Consider the following 17,410-nt stretch of genomic DNA (forward strand, 5'->3'; position numbering starts at 1 on the left):
ACGTCGAACCACCCCCCACAGCTGGTTCGACGTCGGTTCCCTGGTTCGACGCGGCGTCGCCCCTACCCCAACGGCGTCGGCAACGACTCCACGGCCGGGACCGGGACCACGGCGGCGGCGCGGCGCAGCTGACCGATCCGGGCGAGGGCACCCGCGACCGCGGCCGCGATGCCGAACGGCACCGCGTAGACCAGCCCGAACAGGAGCGCGTCGGCACGGAACGGGGCCGTGTACGAGGTCGCCCCCGTGATCACCTCGATCATCACCGCGGCGCTGAGCCCGGCCGTCACGGCCGTCCATCCGACGTGCGCCGCGTCCGAGTCCACCCGCCGCAGGCACCGACCGACGCCGTACGTGACCGGGAGGACGACGATCGCTGCCCCGAGCGCCGGCAGCGCCGAGGTGAGCGGGACGGCGACCGACCACCACAGGACCGACCAGTCGAGGCCTCCGTTCCCGGGGCCGAGGACGAGGACCTGCATCGCAGCGAGGGTGACGGCCGGCAGCGTCACGAGGACCAGCCAGCCGTACGCGCGGGCCTCGAGCTCGACGGAATCGGCGACGGTCCAACCGCGCCCCGGTCCGGCGGTCACGCGTCCCGCCCGGCGACGATGCCGACGATCTCGGTGACCGTGCGGCGGAAGGGCCGGACGCGGAGCATCGGCAGGGCGAAGCGGAGCACCCCGAGGGCGGTGTCGACGAGCCGGTCCGTCCGACGTTGGTCGGGCGAGGTGTCGTACACCCAGAACAGCGTGACGAGCAGGTAGGCGGTCCACAGCGCCCGCGGCAGGTCCTCGCCGAGCGGCGCCGGGAGCTTCGTGCGCGACCCGTCGACGGCCTGACGGAAGAGCCCGAGCACGACGTCGCGCGCCGGCGCGGACTCCGGCGACATCGGGTTGTTCGGGGACCCGGGCGCGATCGCGGTCGTCAGGAACTGCGGCGCGATCCCGTGCCAGGACCGCAGGTTCGCCAGGCCCGTCCGCACGACGACCCCCACGCGGTCGGCGAGCTCCTCGACGCCCTCGAGCTCCGGGGTGGCTCGGGCGACGTGCTCGTGCTGCACCTCGACGTAGAGCTCCTGGACCAGGTGGTCCTTCGTCGGGAAGTGGTAGTAGGCGTTGCCGACCGACAACCCGGCCTCGTCCGCGATCCCCCGCATGGTCGTGCCGTCGTACCCGTGCTCGCGGAGGGACCGGATCGCCACCTCGCGGATGCGGGCCCGCGTGCGGTCGCGCTTCGTCACCGGCGCGGCGTCATTTTCGAACATGTTCAAAAGCTACACCCCGGACCGCTCCCGGGCACAACGACGACGAGCACCCCGCACGAGGTGTGCGGAGTGCTCGTCGGGTGGGTCGGGTGGTCAGCCGGCCATCTGGCGCAGGCTCCGGAGGGACACAGCCGTGGCGATCGCGGCGTGCGCGGCCTCGGCTCCCTTGTCCTCCTTCGACCCGGGCAGGCCGGCGCGGTCGAGGCCCTGCTGTTCGTCCTCGAGCGTCAGCACGCCGAAGCCGACGGGCTTGCCGGTGTCGATCGCCACCCGGGTCAGACCGCTCGTCGCCGCGTCCGAGACGAACTCGAAGTGCGGGGTCCCGCCGCGGATGATCACCCCGAGGGCGACGACCGCGTCGAAGCCGGACTCGAGCGCCGCCTTCGCGACGACCGGCAGTTCGAAGCTCCCCGGCACGGGAACGACCTGCGCCGTCGCGCCGAGCCGCTGCACCTCGCGCTGGGCGCCGGCGAGCAACCCGCCCGCGATCGTCTCGTGCCACTGCCCGGCGACGATCGCCACCCGGACGCCCGTCCCGTCGACGTGGTCGCGCTCCGCGGCTCCTGCTCCGCTCATCGTGTGGTCCCTTCGGTGGACGCGACGTCCGTCGCTGCCCGGTCGGCCGCGTCGAGCCAGTCGACGAGTGCGGCGATGGTGATGACGGGCACGCCCTCGCGTGCCCCGAGTTCGACGAGCTGCGGCAACCGCATCATCTCGCCGTCGTCGCCGACGATCTCGCAGATCGCCGCGGCGGGCCGGAGCCCTGCCGCGGTGACGAGCTCGATCGAGGCCTCGGTGTGCCCGGCGCGCTCCCGGACCCCACCTGGTCGCGCGCGCAGCGGGACGACGTGCCCCGGACGGTGCAGGTCGTCCCGCACGGACGTCGGGTCCGCGAGCACCCGGAGCGTCCTGGCGCGGTCGTGCGCGCTGATGCCGGTCGTGACCCCGACCGCGGCGTCGACGGTGACCGTGTAGGCGGTGCCCCGGACGTCCTCGTTGTGCGCGACCATCGGCGGCAGGTCGAGCGCGTCCGCGATGTCCGCGCTGACCGGCGCGCAGATGAACCCGGACGAGTGCGCCACGGTCCAGGCGATCCACTCCGGCGTCGCGAGCTCCGCGGCGAGGACGACGTCGCCCTCGTTCTCGCGGTGCTCGTCGTCCGCCACGATCACGGGCCGACCCGCCGCGATGGCCGCGACGGCGTCCTCGACCGAGGAGAGACCCCGGGTCGCGGACGGGCCCGAACCAGCCGCGGTCGGGCCGGAGCCCGCCACGGGCGCGCCGGAGTCGGCCACGGGCAGGGGCACGACGTGCGCGGCGTCGAGGGCACTCACCGTGCCTCCAGGGCGGGTTCCGCGGCGACCGCCGCGTCGAGCCGGAGCATGCGCCGGACGTGGCGGGCGAGGACGTCGGTCTCGATGTTCACGCGGTCGCCGGGGACGCGTTCCCCGAGGGTCGTCGCGGTGAGCGTCTCGGGGATCAAGCTGACCTCGAACCAGGCGGACGCCGGGTCGGTGGTCTCGTCGGAGACGGCGCTGACGGTGAGCGAGACGCCGTCGATCGCGACCGAGCCCTTGTCGACGACGAGCGGACTGAGGTCCGGTGCGAGCGAGAACCGCACGCGCCGCCACCCGTCGCCGTCGTTCGTCGACAGGACGGTCGCGGTGCCGTCGACGTGCCCCTGCACGATGTGGCCGCCGAGCCGGTCGCCGACCGAGGCCGCGCGCTCCAGGTTCAGGCGGTCCCCCACGGCGAGCGAGCCGTGCGCACTCATGTCGAGGGTCTGCGCCATGACGAAGGCCGTGAAGGTGTCGTCGGTCCGCTCGACCACGGTCAGGCAGACGCCGCTCGTGGCGATGGAGTCGCCGTGCCGGGCGTCCGCGACCACGACCGGTCCGCGGACGGTGAGCGCGACGGAGTCGCCGTGCTGCTCGACGGCGGTGACGGTGCCGAGTTCCTCGATGATGCCGGTGAACACTGGTGTCCTCTCAACGGGACTCCGGGTGTGCTCGACGGACGTCGGCATCGGCGGGAGGGGACGACGGATCGCCCTGCCCGCCAGCGCTTCCTCCCATCCGGACTCTCACCGTCGGTCCCGGAGTCCCACCGGGTCAACCTCGGTCGGGCGTACCCGACGTCAGCTCGTGGACTGTCACCACCGGTTCGGAATTGCACCGACCCCGGAGCGCTTGCGTACCCCGAACCATACCCCACCCCACCGGCACGACGTCCGGCCGGTTGCGTGGTGTGACGTGGCGGGACTTGGTGGGCCGGAGAACGCGGGCGCGAGACGGCTCGGAGTCACCGAGACGCCCCCGGATCCGGCGGCGTCTCGCGCACGAGGCGGCGTCTCGCGCACACGGCGTCTCGACAGCTCGGCGGCGCCTCGACAGCTCGGCGGCGCCTCGGCAGGGCGGGACCGTCCCGTCGTGTGGGGGCGGGACGGACGGGAGGATCGTGGCGGGGCCCGCCACGATCCTCCCGTCCGTCGTCGCGGACCGCCCGTCAGCCGCGACCGCGCACCAGGGCGACCGCCTGCCGGAGCGACAGGTCGGGCAGGTACGCCCGCACGACCGCGATGCCGATCGACGGCAGCGCGACCGGGTCCGGGTATGCGAGCACGAGCGGGTGCAGGTCCGGACCGAACTTCGCCTTGAACCGCAGGAGCGACCGGAACCCGTAGACCGGCTCGAGCACCCCGCCGACCAGGTCGAGCAGGTTCTGCACGCCGTCGCTCGACGGCGGTGCGTCCCCCGACGACGCGAGCGGCGCCGCGGACAGGCTGAGCCGCTCGACGCCGTCCTCGCGCATCCGGTCCGCGGCGCTGGCGACCAAGAACTCCATCACGCCGTTCGGGGCCGCGGCGGTGCGGCGCATCACGTCGAGGGTCCAGCCGACCACGCGCCCCTCGCGGAACGTGGGCAGCCAGCTCGTCACCGCGAGGACCGTGCCCTCGGCGTCGAGCGCGACCAGGGTCCGGACGGCCGGGTCGCGCATCTCGTCGATCCCGCCGAGCGTGAAGCCCATCTCCGGCAGCTCCCGCTCGGAGACCCACTCCTCGGAGATCGCCTCGATCTGCCGGGTGGTGGCCACCGGCAGGTCCTGCCAGGACGACCACAGGGCGGTGATGCCCTCGCGCTTCGCCTTGTTCACCGAGGTGCGGACGTCTTGCTTCTTCTTGCCGGTGGTCGTCCACGTGCGGGGGTCGAAGTCGGCGTCCTCGGCGACGGGGAGCGTCGCCCAGCCCTGCCCCGTGAGGTGCTCGGCCGCGCTGGCCTCGATGCCGTAGAACACCGCCGTCCACCCGTTGTCGTCGCAGTACCGGGCGAACTCGGTCATCGCCCGGTCGCGGGCGTCCGGCCACCCGAACGGCCCACCGACCGTCACCGCGACCCGGCCGTTGCGCCGGAACGCGACCCCGGCGCGGCCGTCCGCGGCGAACCAGTAGGCGTTGCCCTGCCACGTCGTCATCCACCCGAAGGTGTCGCCGCCCGCCGCCTCCAGGAGTGCGCGGGCGCGGGCGCGGTCCATGCCGACCTCGTCGCTGTCGAGCGCGTGCGGCGCGGCGCCCGTCGGCCGGATCGCGGCGAGCGCGATGACGGTCCACAGCAGGGGGCCGGAGACGCCGAGCACGAACCGGAGCGCGGGGTCCATCGCGGGCAGCCGGTCCCAGAACGTCACCGGGGACAGCGGGCCGAGCACGGCGATCACCAGGCGGAAGGGGTCGGGGACCCGCTGGGGCGACGACGCCGCGGTGACGAGCACGACCACGACGATGACCGCGGCGGCCGCGAGCACGACGACCGCGAAGGTGGAGATGCGACGGCGGGACGGCAGCACCGTGAACGACCGGCGCAGGACGACGAGCACGAGCGCGGTCGCGAGCGGGACGACGATGGACGCGGCGATCGACAGGTCCACCACGACCAGGTTCTCCGACGCGTGCAGCTGCTGCACCCGACCGGGGACGGCACTGTAGGTGACCGCCGCCGCGATCGCGGTGACCAGGTCGACGGCGACGACGAGCCAGACCGCGAAGCGGCTCCCCCGGAACAGCCCGAGACCGCCCACGACCAGGACGAGCAGCGGTGCGACGGCGAGCAGGAGGGTCCACGGGTCGGTCGCCCGGTAGTCGAGGAGCCCGCGGAGGCACGTGTTCACGGCGCCGTCGGCGTGGCAGCCGCGGACCGGGGTGACCGGGCCGGCCCCGACGACCGCGGCGAGCGGCGCGAGGAGTCCGACGCGGGCGCGCGACACGAGCGCGATGACCGGGCCGATCGCGGACACGAGCACGACGGTCCCGAGGAGCACCCGGGTCTCGCGGTGCGAGCTGCGCACCCAGCCGATCCGGGCCGGACCGCTCCGGAGCATCGTCCCGAGGCCCCAGCCGACGACGGCCGCGAACGCGGCGTACAGGTCCGAGACGTGCCCGGCGTAGAGCAGGAGCGCCGCGACGACCGCGAAGGCGTTGACCCGGATGCGCCGACGCCAGAGCGGCCCGGCGAAGGCGCTCGCGGTGACGATCGTCCCTACCATCGCGGTCCACGGGTCGAAGCTCGTCGCCCGGCCGAGCAGGAGCGAACCGATCGGACGGCCGTCCGGGTCGAGGAACGCGGTGAGCGCGCCGAGGCCGGTGCCGACGACCGTCGTGACGACGAAGGCGGTGACCGTGCGCCACGGCCCCATCAGGCGCTCGGACGCGCCGAGCAGCACGACGACGCCGACGATCGTGGCGACGAGTGCGAGCAGGCCGGTCGACGCGGCGAAGACCCGGAGCGGCCCGAAGTGTGACGGCGTGATGCCGTGGGAGACCCGGAGGACCACACCGACCACCGAGGTCACGAGCACGAGCAGCACGACGACGGTGGTGACGGGGTACCGGCGGACCGACCGGCCGACGGTCCGGGCGGCTGCGACGGTGGCCGCCTGGACCTTGCCGGGCATGCGCGGCTCCCGTGGTCCGGGGGCGCCCTGGGGGGAAGTGCCCGGCGCGGTGCCGGAGTCCGGCGGCGCCGTCGCCGTCTGGTCGTTCACAGGGTGCCTTCCGCTGCCGGGAGACCGAGGTGCGCCAGCACCGGGGGCAGCCCGTGCGCGAGCACGTACCGCACGGTGTTCCAGTCGTGGGCGGACCCGGGCGAGACGAAGGTCTGCGTCTGCATCCCGGCCCGCTCCGCGGCGGTCCGGAGCGTCTCGGTCGACGCCGTGTACGGGGCGTCGTCCTGACCGTAGCCGAAGACCGTGAGGTGGTCGCGGTACGGCGCGTGTGCCGCCATCAGGGCGACGGGCATCGCGGCGCGGTAGGCGGCGGCGTCCCCGCCGAACCCGAGCGCGATGGTCTGCTGCACGCTGCCGTTCTTCGGACCGATCTCGCTCGAGATCGCCAGGGCGGTACCGAACACGTCCGGGTGCGCGGCGGAGAGCTGCATCGCGCAGGTCGCCCCCTCGGAGAAGCCGGCGACGGCCCAGTGCGACGGGCCGCTCTCGACCGGCAGGTGCGACTGGATCCAGTCCACGGTGTCGGTCATGATGTACGTCTCGCTCCGGCCGAGTCGACGCGAGTCCAGGCACATCGGGTTGCGGTTCGGCGCCCCGAGCTGGTCCGGCGACACGACGATCGGCCCGAGGCCCTGGTGTGCCGCGGCGTAGTGGTCGAGGTACTGCCCCATGTTGCCGGTCTGGAACAGGTCGGCGGGCTGTCCGGGCTGCCCCGAGAAGGCGATGATGACGGGGAGCTTCGGCGGGTTCGCGACCCGGGCCGCCGGCGGCAGCCACACCACGGCCTTGCGGGCGCGGAAGTGGGACACCGTGCCGGGGATCGCCACGCTGATGGTCTCGCCGGTCTTCGGCATGCCCGCCGGGGCCTGCCACCCGGAGAGGTCGGTCGCGGGGGTCGCCGAGCTGCTGCGCTCCGCCAGCTTGACGGTCTTGTAGGGGCTCGTCGCGATGGCCTGCTGCACGTTCTTGTAGAAGCCGAAGTCGACGTTCACGCCCAGGCCCGCAGACAGGACGACCGCGGCCGCGGCGGCCACCGCCAGTCCCCGGCGACGCCACCCGCCCTGGACGAGGACGACCAGGAGCAGGGCGACCCCGGCGAACGCGAACGCCACCCACATCCGGGTGATCGGCGTGAAGGCGACGCCGAACAGGTCCTGCACGTCACCCGTCCACCACACCGCGACGAGGCCGACCACGGCACCGAGCACACCGGCACCGACGCGGAACGCGAGCCGCCGTCCGCGGTGCCGTTCCCGCGCCGGTCCGACGAGGACCCAGGCCGCCAGGACGGCCGTGATGACGTAGACCGGGACGAGGACCGCCCGGCCGGTGATCGGGATGCGCAGGAGTTCGTGGAGCACGCTCTCATCGTGGCGCTCCCCCGCTGCCGCGGGGCCGCGCAAGCGCTTCCACTGCGCACAGGTTCGGTACCGAGTGCTCCCAGGGAACGTTCGGTGTCGTCCAAGCCTGCGCTTCGACGGCGCACGGGTCGGAGGGGCACCGCGGACGGTGCCCCTCCGACCCGTGGTGGTGTCAGCCGAGCCGCTTGCGCAGGACCAACGCCCCGGCTCCCGCCATCAGCAGCAGCAGCGCGACCGCCGCGGGCACCGTCTGCGACGCGGCTCCGGTGTACGCGAGCTGCGGCTGTCCGGCCTGCGTCGTCGACGTGGTCGCGACGGTCGGACGGGAGGCGGTGGTCACCTCGGTCGCGGCGGCGACCGTGGCGGTCGTGGTCGCGACCGGCACCGTGGTCACGACGGGCGTCGTGCCGTCGGTCCCGGTGCCGGGCGTGCCCGGGGTGCCGGGCGTGCCGGGCTCACCAGGGGTTCCCGGAGTGCCGGGCGTTCCGGGGGTGCCGGGCGTCCCGGGCGTTCCCGGGGTGCCGGGCGTTCCCGGGGTGCCGGGGGTGCCGGGGGTGCCGGGCTCACCGGGGGTGCCCGGGGTGCCGGGGGTGCCCGGGTCGGTCCCGGTGCCGGGGGTGGTGCTCGTGCCGTCACCGACGACGCCGATGCCGTTCCCGCCGATGGTGACCGGGATGCTGATCACGGGGACGATCTGCGTCCCGGACAGCAGGCCGCCGGCGCCGGAGGTCGTGCCACCGGCCGTCGGGACCGTGGAACCCGTGCCCGAACCGGTGCCACCGGTCGAGGTCGACGTGCCGTCACCGACGACACCGATCCCGTTGCCACCGATCGTCACCGGCAGGCTCAGCACCGGCGACACCTGCGTGCCCGAACCGATGCCGTCCTGACCCGAGGTCGTGCCACCGGCCGACGGGGTCGAGGAACCCGTGCCCGAGCCGGTCCCACCGGTCGAGGTCGACGTGCCGTCACCGACGACACCGATCCCGTTCCCGCCGATGGTGACCGGGATGCTGATCACGGGGACGATCTGCGTCCCGGACAGCAGGCCGCCGGCGCCGGAGGTCGTGCCACCGGCCGTCGGGACCGTGGAACCCGTGCCCGAACCGGTGCCACCGGTCGAGGTCGACGTACCGTCACCGACGACACCGATCCCGTTGCCACCGATCGTCACCGGCAGGCTCAGCACCGGCGACACCTGCGTGCCCGAACCGATGCCTTCCTGACCCGAGGTCGTGCCACCGGCCGACGGGGTCGCGGAGCCCGTGCCCGAGCCGGTCCCACCGGTCGAGGTCGACGTGCCGTCACCGACGACACCGATCCCGTTGCCACCGATCGTCACCGGCAGGCTCACCACCGGCGACACCTGCGTGCCCGAACCGATGCCGTCCTGACCCGAGGTCGTGCCACCGGCCGACGGGGTCGAGGAACCCGTGCCCGAGCCGGTCCCACCGGTCGAGGTCGACGTACCGTCCCCGAGGAGCCCGATCCCGTTGCCGGTCACGGTCACCGGGACCGAGACGACCGGGGCGACCTGCGTGCCCGAGGCGACGCCGTCCTGACCCGACGTCGTCGGCTCGGCAGCGGGCGCCGCGGGTGCTGCGGGTGCCGGGGTCGGCGCCGTCGCGGTGACGTCCCCCAGGACACCGACCGCGTTGCCGCCGACCGTGACCGGAGCGGTGACGTCACCGACGACCTGGGTGCCGGAGCCGATGCCGTCCTCGCCGGACGTCACGGGTGCCGGAGCGGCCGGAGCGGGAGCCGGAGCCGGAGCAGCCGGGGCGGGAGCGGCGGCCGGGGCCGGAGTGCTCGTGGTGGCGTCGCCGCCGACCGCGACCGCGGTGCCGGAGACGGCGACCGGGGCGGTGACCACCGGGGCCACCTGGGTCCCCGAGGCCACGCCGTCCGCGCCCGACGTGACGGGCGCAGGAGCGGGGGTCGAAGCCGCAGGAGCGGGGGCCGGAGCCGCGGGAGCGGGCGCCGCCGGGGCCGGAGCGGGCGCTGCCGGAGCGGGAGCGGAGACGGCGTCGCCGAGCACCCCGAGGGCGTTCCCGGCGACGGACACCGGGGCGCTCACGGACGGCGCAACCTGGGTGCCGGACAGGATGCCGTCCGCGCCGGAGGTCGTCGCGGCGTTCGCAGCCGCTGCCCCTCCGAGCGTCAGGCCTCCGAGGCAGAGGGCGAACCACAGCCCCCTGGAGACGTGCTTGTTCATGGTCGTGTCACTTCCTGATCGAGATCGTCACCGACCGCAGGTGCGGCCGGGAGGTGCGTGCCTGCCGTGCTGGACAGGCGCACCGACCTCAGTCAGGAGCGACGTCGTGGTCGCCGACGACCGACGCGGGGACCACGTCGTCGTCGAGCGTGCCGCGTGACCCCGCGGCGAGGGAGACCTGGGTGCCGACGGTGCCGTCGACGCCGACCGGTGCAGCCCCGGCGGAACTGGAGCCACCGCCGGAGCCGGAGCCCGTCGATCCGCCACCGCCCGGCAGCGGGACGACCCGGTCGCCGTCGGCGGGCACGCGGAGTGCGGTGCCGTCGACCGTGACCGATCCCGCGGCGCCCGTCGTGGCGTGCTCGGCGGCGACCCCGCGGACGGTGACGATCGACGTCGTGCTCGCGACCGGCTGGTCGTCGCTCGCGGGTCCGGCGCTCGCGGACGGCGCGGCCGCCGCGAGGACGACCGGACCGGCCGGATCCCCTGCGGACGCCGGTGCCGGCACCGCGACGGTGCTGCCGCCGGGGAGCGCCGGGGACGTCGGTCCGGTCTGGCCGACTCCGGGGACGCCGGGCGTCGGCAGGGCCGGGACCGGGAGGGACGGCACGGGCAGCACCGGCGCGGGCAGGGTCGGCAGCGGCAGGACGGCCTCGACCGGTCCGACGACGTCGCCGACGGTCTCGGGGAGCGTGCCGACCGTTCCGCCGACGACGCCGAGGGTGTCGTCGGCCACACCCGTGACCGGAGCGACGACCGTCCCCACGGTGTCGTCGCTGAGGAGCGTGCCCGTCAGCGGGAGCGCGCCGACGACGGTGTCGACGGCCTCGACGACCGCGGTCACCGGCCGGGCGTCGGTCACCGACTGCACGGTGCCGGTGACCGGCTCGAGGACGGATACGAGCGTGCCGGAGAGCGGCCGGGAGGCGGTGCTCGTCTCGGACACGTCCGGAGCCCCCGTTGTCGTCCCGACTCCGGCAGCAGCGGGTGCGGCAGGAGCGGGAGCAGCAGGTGCGGCAGCAGCAGGTGCGGCAGGAGCGGGTGCAGGAGCAGCGGGTGCCGCAGGAGCCGGCGCCGCAGGCGAGGAAGCAGCCGGCGCGGGTGCCGCCGCGGCGGGGGCAGGCGCGGCAGGAACGGGAGCGGGAGCAGCGGGAACGGGTGCGGCAGGGACCGGAGCCGGGGCAGGTGCGGCCGGAGCGGGCGCCGGAGCCGGGGCAGGTGCGGCCGGAGCGGGCGCCGGAGCCGGCACGGCCTTCCGGACGGGCGCGACGGCCTGGTCGACCACGGAGCCGACCTCGCCGGTGACGCCCTGGACGGTTCCGCCGGGGTCCTGCACGAGTCCACCGACGATGCCCCGCTGGTGCGGCGCTCCCTCGGCGGCAGCGGCCGGCCGGGCACCGAGCACGAGCGAGAGCAGCACGAGGGCAGCGGCGACCCCGACGCCCGCGAGGACGATCCGGAGCAGCGCGCGCCAGGGGTCGCGCAACGGCTGGTCCATGCGCTCACCTCCTGATCTCGGCTGCGCACGTAGAGTGGTTGGCCGGTACGGTACGCCGTCCCGCTCCGGATCGGAACCCTTTCTGGAGGATTCTTCGAGAAAGGCCGGTCGTGACCTCGATCTTCCACGCCCCCACGCGCAACCTGGACGTCGTCACGCTGCACGAGCTGCTGCGCCTGCGGCAGGACGTCTTCGTCGTCGAGCAGGAGTGCGCCTACCCGGACATCGACGGCCGCGACCTCGAGCCGGGCACGCTGCAGTTCTGGGCCGGGCAGGGCTCGGTCGACGCCACCCTGCGCCTGCTCCGCGAGGCCGACGGCACGGAGCGGATCGGTCGCGTCGCCACCGCTCGGCACGCCCGCGGACAGGGCCTCGGAGCCCGGCTCATGGAGGCCGCCATCGCCGAGTCACGCTCCGGCTCGATCGCGATCAACGCCCAGGCGCACCTCGAGCAGTGGTACGCCCGGTTCGGCTTCGTGCGCTCCGGCGAGGACTTCCTCGAGGACGCCATCCCGCACGTCCCGATGACCCGGCAGCGCTGACCCGACAGGGCTGACCCGGCAGCGCTGACCGGACGAGGCGCCCCGCTCAGGCCCGCCAGCGCCGCAGCTCGTCGAACGACCGGCCCTGCTGCGCCCGGTCGGCCACGAGCCGCTCGAACACGATGTTCGTCTGCGTCGTCGCGACCGAGGGGTCCCCGCTCAGCTCGTCGGCGACGAAGTCCCGCAGCTGCTCGGTGGACGTGCACGCGATGTGCACGAGGAAGTCCTTGTCGCCGGCGAGGAACGACACGTCCTGCACGACCGGCACCCGGAGCAGGCGCTTCGCGAACTCGCGCAGCTCGTGCCGGGCGGCGGCGTGCACGCGGACGGAGACCATCGCCTCGATCGCGAACCCGAGCCCCGCGACGTCGACGTCCGCCCGGTAGCCGCGGATCAGCCCGGCGTCCTCGAGCGCCCGCACCCGGGCGAGGCACGTCGACGGTGCCACCCCCACGGCGGCCGCGAGCCGGTTGTTCGGGATCCGGGCGTCGGCCGCCAGGGTCCAGAGGATGCGCTCGTCGACCTCGTCGAGGCGCGGCGCGGGATCGGGGCGGCGTGCTGGTCGGTCGGACACGCCCCGACGCTACCGCGAGCCGGTCCGCCCGCGCAGCGGAGTACCGGTCCGACCGCCGGACCCGGCCACGGAACGGGGCGGGCCGACGGGCGGAGGCGGGTCGTGCCTCCAGGCCGGTGGGTCACATGGCGAGCGTCATGCCGATGACGGCGACCGTCATCGCGAAGACCTCGCCGCTGCGGACCGCGCGGCGGTCCGCCCGGGCCCACTCGTACCGGAGCAGCCACCCGCTGAACGCGCAGTAGCCGATCACCCCGGCACCGAGCACGGCGGACAGGGCCACGCCGTGTCCAGCATGGTCGTCGACCAGGCCGGTCGCGTGCCCCATCAGGAGCATGCCGGCCATCACGACCGACGACAGCGCCCGGTGCACGTCCATGGGCTCCGCCCGTCGCCCGTCGGGGCGGCGACGACGCATCACCGGCAGCGGGGCGAGGAGGAGCAGCGCCGTGGCGGCCAGGAGCGTCCAGACGGAACCGACCTGCGCCACCGGCATCACCATCGCGACGAGCATGACCGTCGCGGGCACGATCACGCCGGGCCGGGGACGGTAGCGATCGCCGACGATGCAGCACACCGACGCGAACTGCGGCACGACGAGCATCGCGTCGGCAACGGTCTCGTGCGCGGCGGTCATGGCGTGCGGTGGTCGGGGTGGGGCCGGGTGGTCAGTCCTGGGCGGCGCGGGCCGCGGCCTTCTCGGCGCGCTGCTGCTTCACGCGGGCGTTCTCGGCGTGCACCTCGGCCTGGGTCGCGCGCTCACGGACGAGCCACTCGGGCATCTCCTGCAGCAACTCCTTGACCTGGGCGGTCGTGAGCGGCTCGTCGATGCCGGCACGGTTCAGGCCGGAGATCGAGACGCCGAGCTTCTGGGCGACGACGGGGCGCGGGTGCGGGCCGTCGCGACGGAGGTCCTCGAGCCACGCCGGCGGCTGCGTGCGGAGCTCGTCGAAGGCGGTCCGCGTGACGGGACCCTCGCGGAAGGACTCCGGGGCGGCCGCCAGCAGGATGCCGAGCTTCTTCGCAGCCGTCTCGGCCTTCATCGTCTGTTCCTGCGCCATGGGTCTAGGGTACGGCCCCTATGCTCGGTTGCATGACCGCGGCCCTCACCATCGCCTTCGTCCCGGGGGTCTCCCCCGCGAAGTGGGTCCGGGTCTGGCGGGAACGCTTCCCGGACGCCACCCTCGGCCTGCTCCCGATCGGCCACGACGGGGTCGACGAGGCCCTCGCCGGCGAGGCCGACATGGCCTTCGCGCGGATGCCCGTCGGCGTACACCTGAACGCCATCCCGCTCTGGACCGAGACGGCCGTCGTCGCGATGCCGAAGGACGCGCCCCTCGCCGCCGCCGACGTCGTCTCCGACACCGAACTGGCCGACGTGCACGTCGTCGACGCCGGCCCGGTCCCCGCCGACGTCGCCGCGGTGCTCGACCTGGTCGAGGCGAACGTCGGCGTCGCGGTGCTCCCGCAGTCGCTCTTCCGCGCCGCGAGCCGGAAGGACCTGGTCGCGCGCCCGCTCGCGGACGCCGCGGGGACCCGGATCGCGCTCGTCTGGCGGGACGCGGACGCGTCCGAGACGACGGAGGAGTTCATCGGTGTGGTGCGCGGGCGGACCGCCAACAGTTCGCGTGCTGCGCAGGACCGACCAGGAGGCACTCCGGACGCCGACGACGACGGCTCGCGTGGGTCGCGGGGTGGCTCCGGCACGGGTCGGTCCGGCACGGGTGGGCGCGGCGGAGGGCGCGGCTCGGGCACCGGGAGCGGCGGCGGCAAGGCCACCGCGAAGCAGGCGTCCGGCGGCAAGGCCGGGGGCAAGGGCGTGCGGAAGCCCCGCGGGACCGGCCGACCGGGCACGCAGCGGCTCGGGAACGGCAAGCCGAAGCGCGGCTCCAAGGGGAACCGGTGACCGGGACGCAGCTCGTCCCGATGCCGGCGGACCGGATCCCGGGGTGGCTGGACCGCACGATGGCCGAGTACGTCGCGTCCCGCATGCGCTCCGGCGAGACCCGCGAGCAGGCCGAGGCGAACAAGCAGAAGTCGCTCGACCAGTGGTTCCCGGGCGGCGCTCCCCTGCCGGAGCACTCCGTGTGGGACGTGGTCGACGACGCCGGAGACGTGGTCGGGTACCTCTGGATCGGACCGTTCTCGGTCGGCAGCGCGGAGTGGTGGGTGTTCGACGTCGAGGTCGACGAGGAGCACCGGCGGCGCGGGCACGCCCGACGGGCGCTCGAGGCCGGGCAGCGGGTCGCCCGTGAGCACGGCGCGACGTCGATCGGCCTGAACGTCTTCGGCTACAACACCGGGGCGCAGGACCTGTACGCGCAGCTCGGGTACCGCGTCACCGCGACGCAGATGCAGCTCCCGCTGGACTGAACCGTCAGGGCAGCACCGCTGCGGCGGCCTGCGCGACGCGGGCACCCCGACGTGCCTCGGTGTCGGCGCGGGCCGCGGTGACCACCAGGGCGTCCGCGCGGAGGGCCGACCCGGCGTCGAACGGCGGCTGCGGGTCGTACTCGAGCTGCAGCTGGATCCGCTCGGCGACGGGCTGCCCGGCGAGCTCCGCCGCGAGCCACAGCGCCATGTCGATCCCGGCGCTCACCCCGGCCGCGGTCACGACGGAGCCGTCGGTCACGACCCGCTCCGGCACCGGCTCGGCGCCGAACGCCTCGAGCAGGGGCGCCGACGCCCAGTGCGTCGTCGCCCGCTTCCCCGCGAGGAGCCCGGCGGCCCCGAGCACGAACGCTCCCGTGCACACCGAGACCACCCAGGTGGCACGCTCGGCCTGCCGTCGGACGAACGCCACCACCGCGGGGTCGAGCATCGCGTCGAAGGCGCCGTCCCCGCCCGGGACGACGAGCACGTCGGCGTCGGCGGCGGTCTCGAGGGTCCGGGTCGGGACGACGGCGAACCCGCAGTCGGTGGCGACCGGGTCGAGCGTCCCGGCGACGTACTCGACCCGGGCACCCGGCACGCGGGTGAGGACCTGCGCCGGGCCGGTCAGGTCGAGCTGCGTCACCGCGGGGAACAGCAGGAACGCGATCCGTACCTCGGCCGGGTCGTGCCCGCGCTCGGCGTCCGGTGTCGTGTCGGCGTCCATGCCGCGACCCTAGCCCCGGCGGGTCGGGTCGGGTCGTTCCGCCCTGTGCCGGTCCCGCTCAGGCCCAGACGCCGGAGGTCCCGCGGCGGTGGCTGCCGAGCAGGTGCGTGTCGACGATGCCGAGCGCCTCCATCAGGGCGTGCATCGTGGTCGGTCCGACGAACGCGAACCCGCGCTTCCGCAGGGCCTTCGACAGGGCGACTGACTCCGGGCTCGTGGTCGGCACCTCGGCGGCGGTCCGGGGCGCCGGGGTGGCGTCGGGGCGGAAGGACCACACGAGGTCCGCCAGACCGCCGTCCGCGCGGAGGGCGACCGTGGCGTTCGCGTTGGTGATGGTCGCCCGGATCTTCGCCTGGTTCCGCACGATGCCGGCGTCGGCCATCAGTCGTGCGACGTCGTCCTCGTCGAAGCGCGCGACCGTGTCCGGGTCGAAGTCCGCGAAGGCTGCGCGGAACGCCGGACGCTTCGCCAGGATCGTGCGCCAGGAGAGCCCGGACTGGAACGCCTCGAGCGAGAGGCGCTCGAACACCCCACGCTCGTCGTGCACGGGCATCCCCCACTCGGTGTCGTAGTAGTCGCGGAGCATCGCGTCGGTGGCGGCCCACACCGGGCGGGCGAGACCGTCCTCCCCCGTGACGAGGTCGGTCGTCGCGGTCGTGCGTTCGTCGGCGGGCGGGGCCACGGGTTCGTCGGTCACCCTGCCATCTTGGCGGCCGGCACCGACGACGTCGGGACTACTCGGCCGGCGGGCCGTCCGTCATCGCCTGCTCGTCCATCCAGACGTACTCCCAGCGGTGCCCGTCCGGGTCCGTGAAGCTCCGCTGGTACATGAAGCCGAGGTCCATCTCCGGCCGGTCCTCGTTCCCGCCGCTCATCACGGCCGCGTCGACGATGCGGTGCACCTCGTCCTTCGACGCGGCGCTCAGGGAGTTGATCACCTCGATCGTCCCCGGGTCCGCGATCGTCTTGTCGGTGAACTCCTGGAACTTCGCGTGCGTGAGCAGCATCACGTACACGGTGTCGCTCACCACGACGCACGCGGCGGTCTCGTCCGTGAAGTCCGGGTTGATCGAGTAGCCGAGCGCCTCGTAGAACCCGGTCGCCCGGGCGAGGTCGGTCACGGGCAGGTTGATGAACACCATCGTGGGCATGGGGACTCCTTCGTCGAGGTCGAACCTCTCGCAGTACCGGACCACGCGCAACCATCCTTCACGACCGGTACCAACGTGGAACGCAATATGCTACCGAGATGCGCACCGCCTTCGTCGACGAATCCGAGCCGGGCGGCGGTCTCGACCACACGACGTACCTGATGGCCGCCGTCATCGTCGCGATCAGCGATCGTCAGGCGGCACGAACAGCGATCCTCGCCGCGACGCCACGTCGGATGCGCAAGCTGCACTGGTACGAGGCCCTCCCGGCACAGCGGGTCTCGTGGCTCGATCTCCTGCGTCACGCAGTCGAGGTCCTGGTCATCCGGTACGACGGCCCGGTTGCCCGGGTGGAACGCAGGCGACGACACTGCCTGGAACGCCTGGTGTGGGAGCTCGAACAGCGGCACGTCGGCGAAGTCGTGTTCGAGACACGAGGACCGGCACGCGATCGCGACGACCGGTCGATGTTGCGGGCACTGCGCGACCGCGGCATCGGACGGGCCGTCCGGTACGAGCATGCGCACGCCTCCGACGAGACGCTCCTGGCGCTGGCGGACCTCGCCTGTGGTGCGCACAGCGCGGGACTCGATCACGGGAGGCCGAGCGCGACCGTCGTCATCCCGTGAAGACCGATCTCGATGGCGGGATCCTGAACAGCGGGGATCCTGAACAGCGCAGCACCTGAACAGCGCAGCACCTGAACAGCG

19 protein-coding genes and 1 riboswitch are annotated in these 17,410 nt (G+C 74.1%); of the genes, 4 read left to right on the forward strand and 15 right to left on the reverse strand.

Annotated elements, in window-relative coordinates:
• Positions 1–62: 62 nt before the first annotated feature.
• The 9 genes from DEU32_RS05970 to DEU32_RS17100 form a co-directional block, all read right to left on the reverse strand.
• Positions 63–593 (reverse strand): hypothetical protein, encoded by a 531-nt coding sequence (locus tag DEU32_RS05970; RefSeq protein WP_114849741.1) that lies wholly within the window; start codon positions 591–593, stop codon positions 63–65.
• On the reverse strand, positions 590–1,267 hold the full coding sequence (locus DEU32_RS05975; RefSeq protein ID WP_114849742.1) for a TetR/AcrR family transcriptional regulator: 678 nt from the start codon (positions 1,265–1,267) through the stop codon (positions 590–592). Before DEU32_RS05975 ends, DEU32_RS05970 begins: the two co-directional genes overlap by 4 nt.
• Positions 1,268–1,360: 93 nt before the next feature.
• Positions 1,361–1,843 carry a 6,7-dimethyl-8-ribityllumazine synthase gene (gene ribH / locus DEU32_RS05980; protein WP_114849743.1) on the reverse strand — a complete coding sequence of 161 codons (483 nt, stop codon included), beginning with the start codon at positions 1,841–1,843 and terminating at the stop codon, positions 1,361–1,363.
• Positions 1,840–2,601 carry a 3,4-dihydroxy-2-butanone-4-phosphate synthase gene (ribB, locus tag DEU32_RS05985; protein WP_373286833.1) on the reverse strand — a complete coding sequence of 254 codons (762 nt, stop codon included), beginning with the start codon at positions 2,599–2,601 and terminating at the stop codon, positions 1,840–1,842. Before ribB ends, ribH begins: the two co-directional genes overlap by 4 nt.
• Positions 2,598–3,245: a riboflavin synthase gene (locus tag DEU32_RS05990; protein ID WP_114849744.1), complete on the reverse strand. Its 648-nt coding sequence runs from the start codon at positions 3,243–3,245 to the stop codon at positions 2,598–2,600. Before DEU32_RS05990 ends, ribB begins: the two co-directional genes overlap by 4 nt.
• A gap of 81 nt (positions 3,246–3,326) precedes the next feature.
• A riboswitch (FMN riboswitch) is annotated at positions 3,327–3,458 on the reverse strand.
• A 314-nt stretch (positions 3,459–3,772) separates the two neighbouring features.
• Positions 3,773–6,211 (reverse strand): bifunctional lysylphosphatidylglycerol flippase/synthetase MprF, encoded by a 2,439-nt coding sequence (locus DEU32_RS05995; protein ID WP_114849745.1) that lies wholly within the window; start codon positions 6,209–6,211, stop codon positions 3,773–3,775.
• Positions 6,212–6,297: 86 nt separating this feature from the next.
• A complete protein-coding gene (locus DEU32_RS06000; protein WP_229666651.1) occupies positions 6,298–7,623 on the reverse strand; it encodes an esterase family protein in 1,326 nt (441 codons plus the stop codon).
• 172 nt (positions 7,624–7,795) lie between these two features.
• Positions 7,796–9,838: a cell wall anchor protein gene (locus DEU32_RS17385; protein ID WP_220152768.1), complete on the reverse strand. Its 2,043-nt coding sequence runs from the start codon at positions 9,836–9,838 to the stop codon at positions 7,796–7,798.
• A gap of 88 nt (positions 9,839–9,926) precedes the next feature.
• Complete coding sequence (locus tag DEU32_RS17100; protein ID WP_181819208.1) at positions 9,927–11,336, reverse strand: hypothetical protein; 1,410 nt, start codon at positions 11,334–11,336, stop codon at positions 9,927–9,929.
• 110 nt (positions 11,337–11,446) lie between these two features.
• Between DEU32_RS17100 and DEU32_RS06020 the strand changes: the two genes are divergently transcribed.
• Positions 11,447–11,878, forward strand: a complete 432-nt coding sequence (locus tag DEU32_RS06020; protein ID WP_114849747.1) for a GNAT family N-acetyltransferase — start codon at positions 11,447–11,449, stop codon at positions 11,876–11,878.
• A gap of 46 nt (positions 11,879–11,924) precedes the next feature.
• On the opposite strand, the gene DEU32_RS06025 is transcribed toward DEU32_RS06020, so the two are convergent.
• The 3 genes from DEU32_RS06025 to DEU32_RS06035 form a co-directional block, all read right to left on the reverse strand.
• Positions 11,925–12,452 carry an Lrp/AsnC family transcriptional regulator gene (locus tag DEU32_RS06025; protein ID WP_058741376.1) on the reverse strand — a complete coding sequence of 176 codons (528 nt, stop codon included), beginning with the start codon at positions 12,450–12,452 and terminating at the stop codon, positions 11,925–11,927.
• Positions 12,453–12,573: 121 nt separating this feature from the next.
• Positions 12,574–13,089 (reverse strand): hypothetical protein, encoded by a 516-nt coding sequence (locus DEU32_RS06030; RefSeq protein ID WP_114849748.1) that lies wholly within the window; start codon positions 13,087–13,089, stop codon positions 12,574–12,576.
• A 31-nt stretch (positions 13,090–13,120) separates the two neighbouring features.
• Positions 13,121–13,513, reverse strand: a complete 393-nt coding sequence (locus DEU32_RS06035) for a DUF5997 family protein (protein WP_114849749.1) — start codon at positions 13,511–13,513, stop codon at positions 13,121–13,123.
• Between the two features lie 32 nt (positions 13,514–13,545).
• On the opposite strand from DEU32_RS06035, the gene DEU32_RS06040 reads away from it, so the two are divergent.
• Together DEU32_RS06040 and DEU32_RS06045 are read left to right on the forward strand one after the other, a co-directional pair.
• Positions 13,546–14,358 carry a LysR family transcriptional regulator substrate-binding protein gene (locus tag DEU32_RS06040; RefSeq protein WP_181819209.1) on the forward strand — a complete coding sequence of 271 codons (813 nt, stop codon included), beginning with the start codon at positions 13,546–13,548 and terminating at the stop codon, positions 14,356–14,358.
• On the forward strand, positions 14,355–14,825 hold the full coding sequence (locus tag DEU32_RS06045; RefSeq protein WP_114849751.1) for a GNAT family N-acetyltransferase: 471 nt from the start codon (positions 14,355–14,357) through the stop codon (positions 14,823–14,825). The genes DEU32_RS06040 and DEU32_RS06045 overlap by 4 nt, the downstream gene beginning before the upstream one ends.
• Before the next feature lie 4 nt (positions 14,826–14,829).
• On the opposite strand, the gene DEU32_RS06050 is transcribed toward DEU32_RS06045, so the two are convergent.
• The 3 genes from DEU32_RS06050 to DEU32_RS06060 are packed head-to-tail and all read right to left on the reverse strand — an operon-like array spanning position 14,830 to position 16,700.
• Positions 14,830–15,549: a DJ-1/PfpI family protein gene (locus tag DEU32_RS06050; RefSeq protein WP_114849752.1), complete on the reverse strand. Its 720-nt coding sequence runs from the start codon at positions 15,547–15,549 to the stop codon at positions 14,830–14,832.
• A gap of 58 nt (positions 15,550–15,607) precedes the next feature.
• Positions 15,608–16,246: a DNA-3-methyladenine glycosylase I gene (locus DEU32_RS06055; protein WP_058741382.1), complete on the reverse strand. Its 639-nt coding sequence runs from the start codon at positions 16,244–16,246 to the stop codon at positions 15,608–15,610.
• A gap of 37 nt (positions 16,247–16,283) precedes the next feature.
• Entirely contained in the window at positions 16,284–16,700 is a 417-nt protein-coding gene (locus DEU32_RS06060) for a VOC family protein (RefSeq protein WP_058741383.1), read from the reverse strand.
• A gap of 98 nt (positions 16,701–16,798) precedes the next feature.
• Here DEU32_RS06060 and DEU32_RS06065 point away from each other — a divergent pair, with 98 nt between their 5' ends.
• The gene (locus tag DEU32_RS06065; protein WP_058741384.1) at positions 16,799–17,329 is read left to right on the forward strand and encodes a DUF3800 domain-containing protein; all 531 of its coding nucleotides are present in this window, start codon (positions 16,799–16,801) and stop codon (positions 17,327–17,329) included.
• Positions 17,330–17,410 lie beyond the last annotated feature (81 nt).

It is taken from the genome of Curtobacterium sp. AG1037 (genome assembly GCF_003349855.1).
Classification (GTDB): Bacteria; Actinomycetota; Actinomycetes; order Actinomycetales; family Microbacteriaceae; genus Curtobacterium; species Curtobacterium citreum.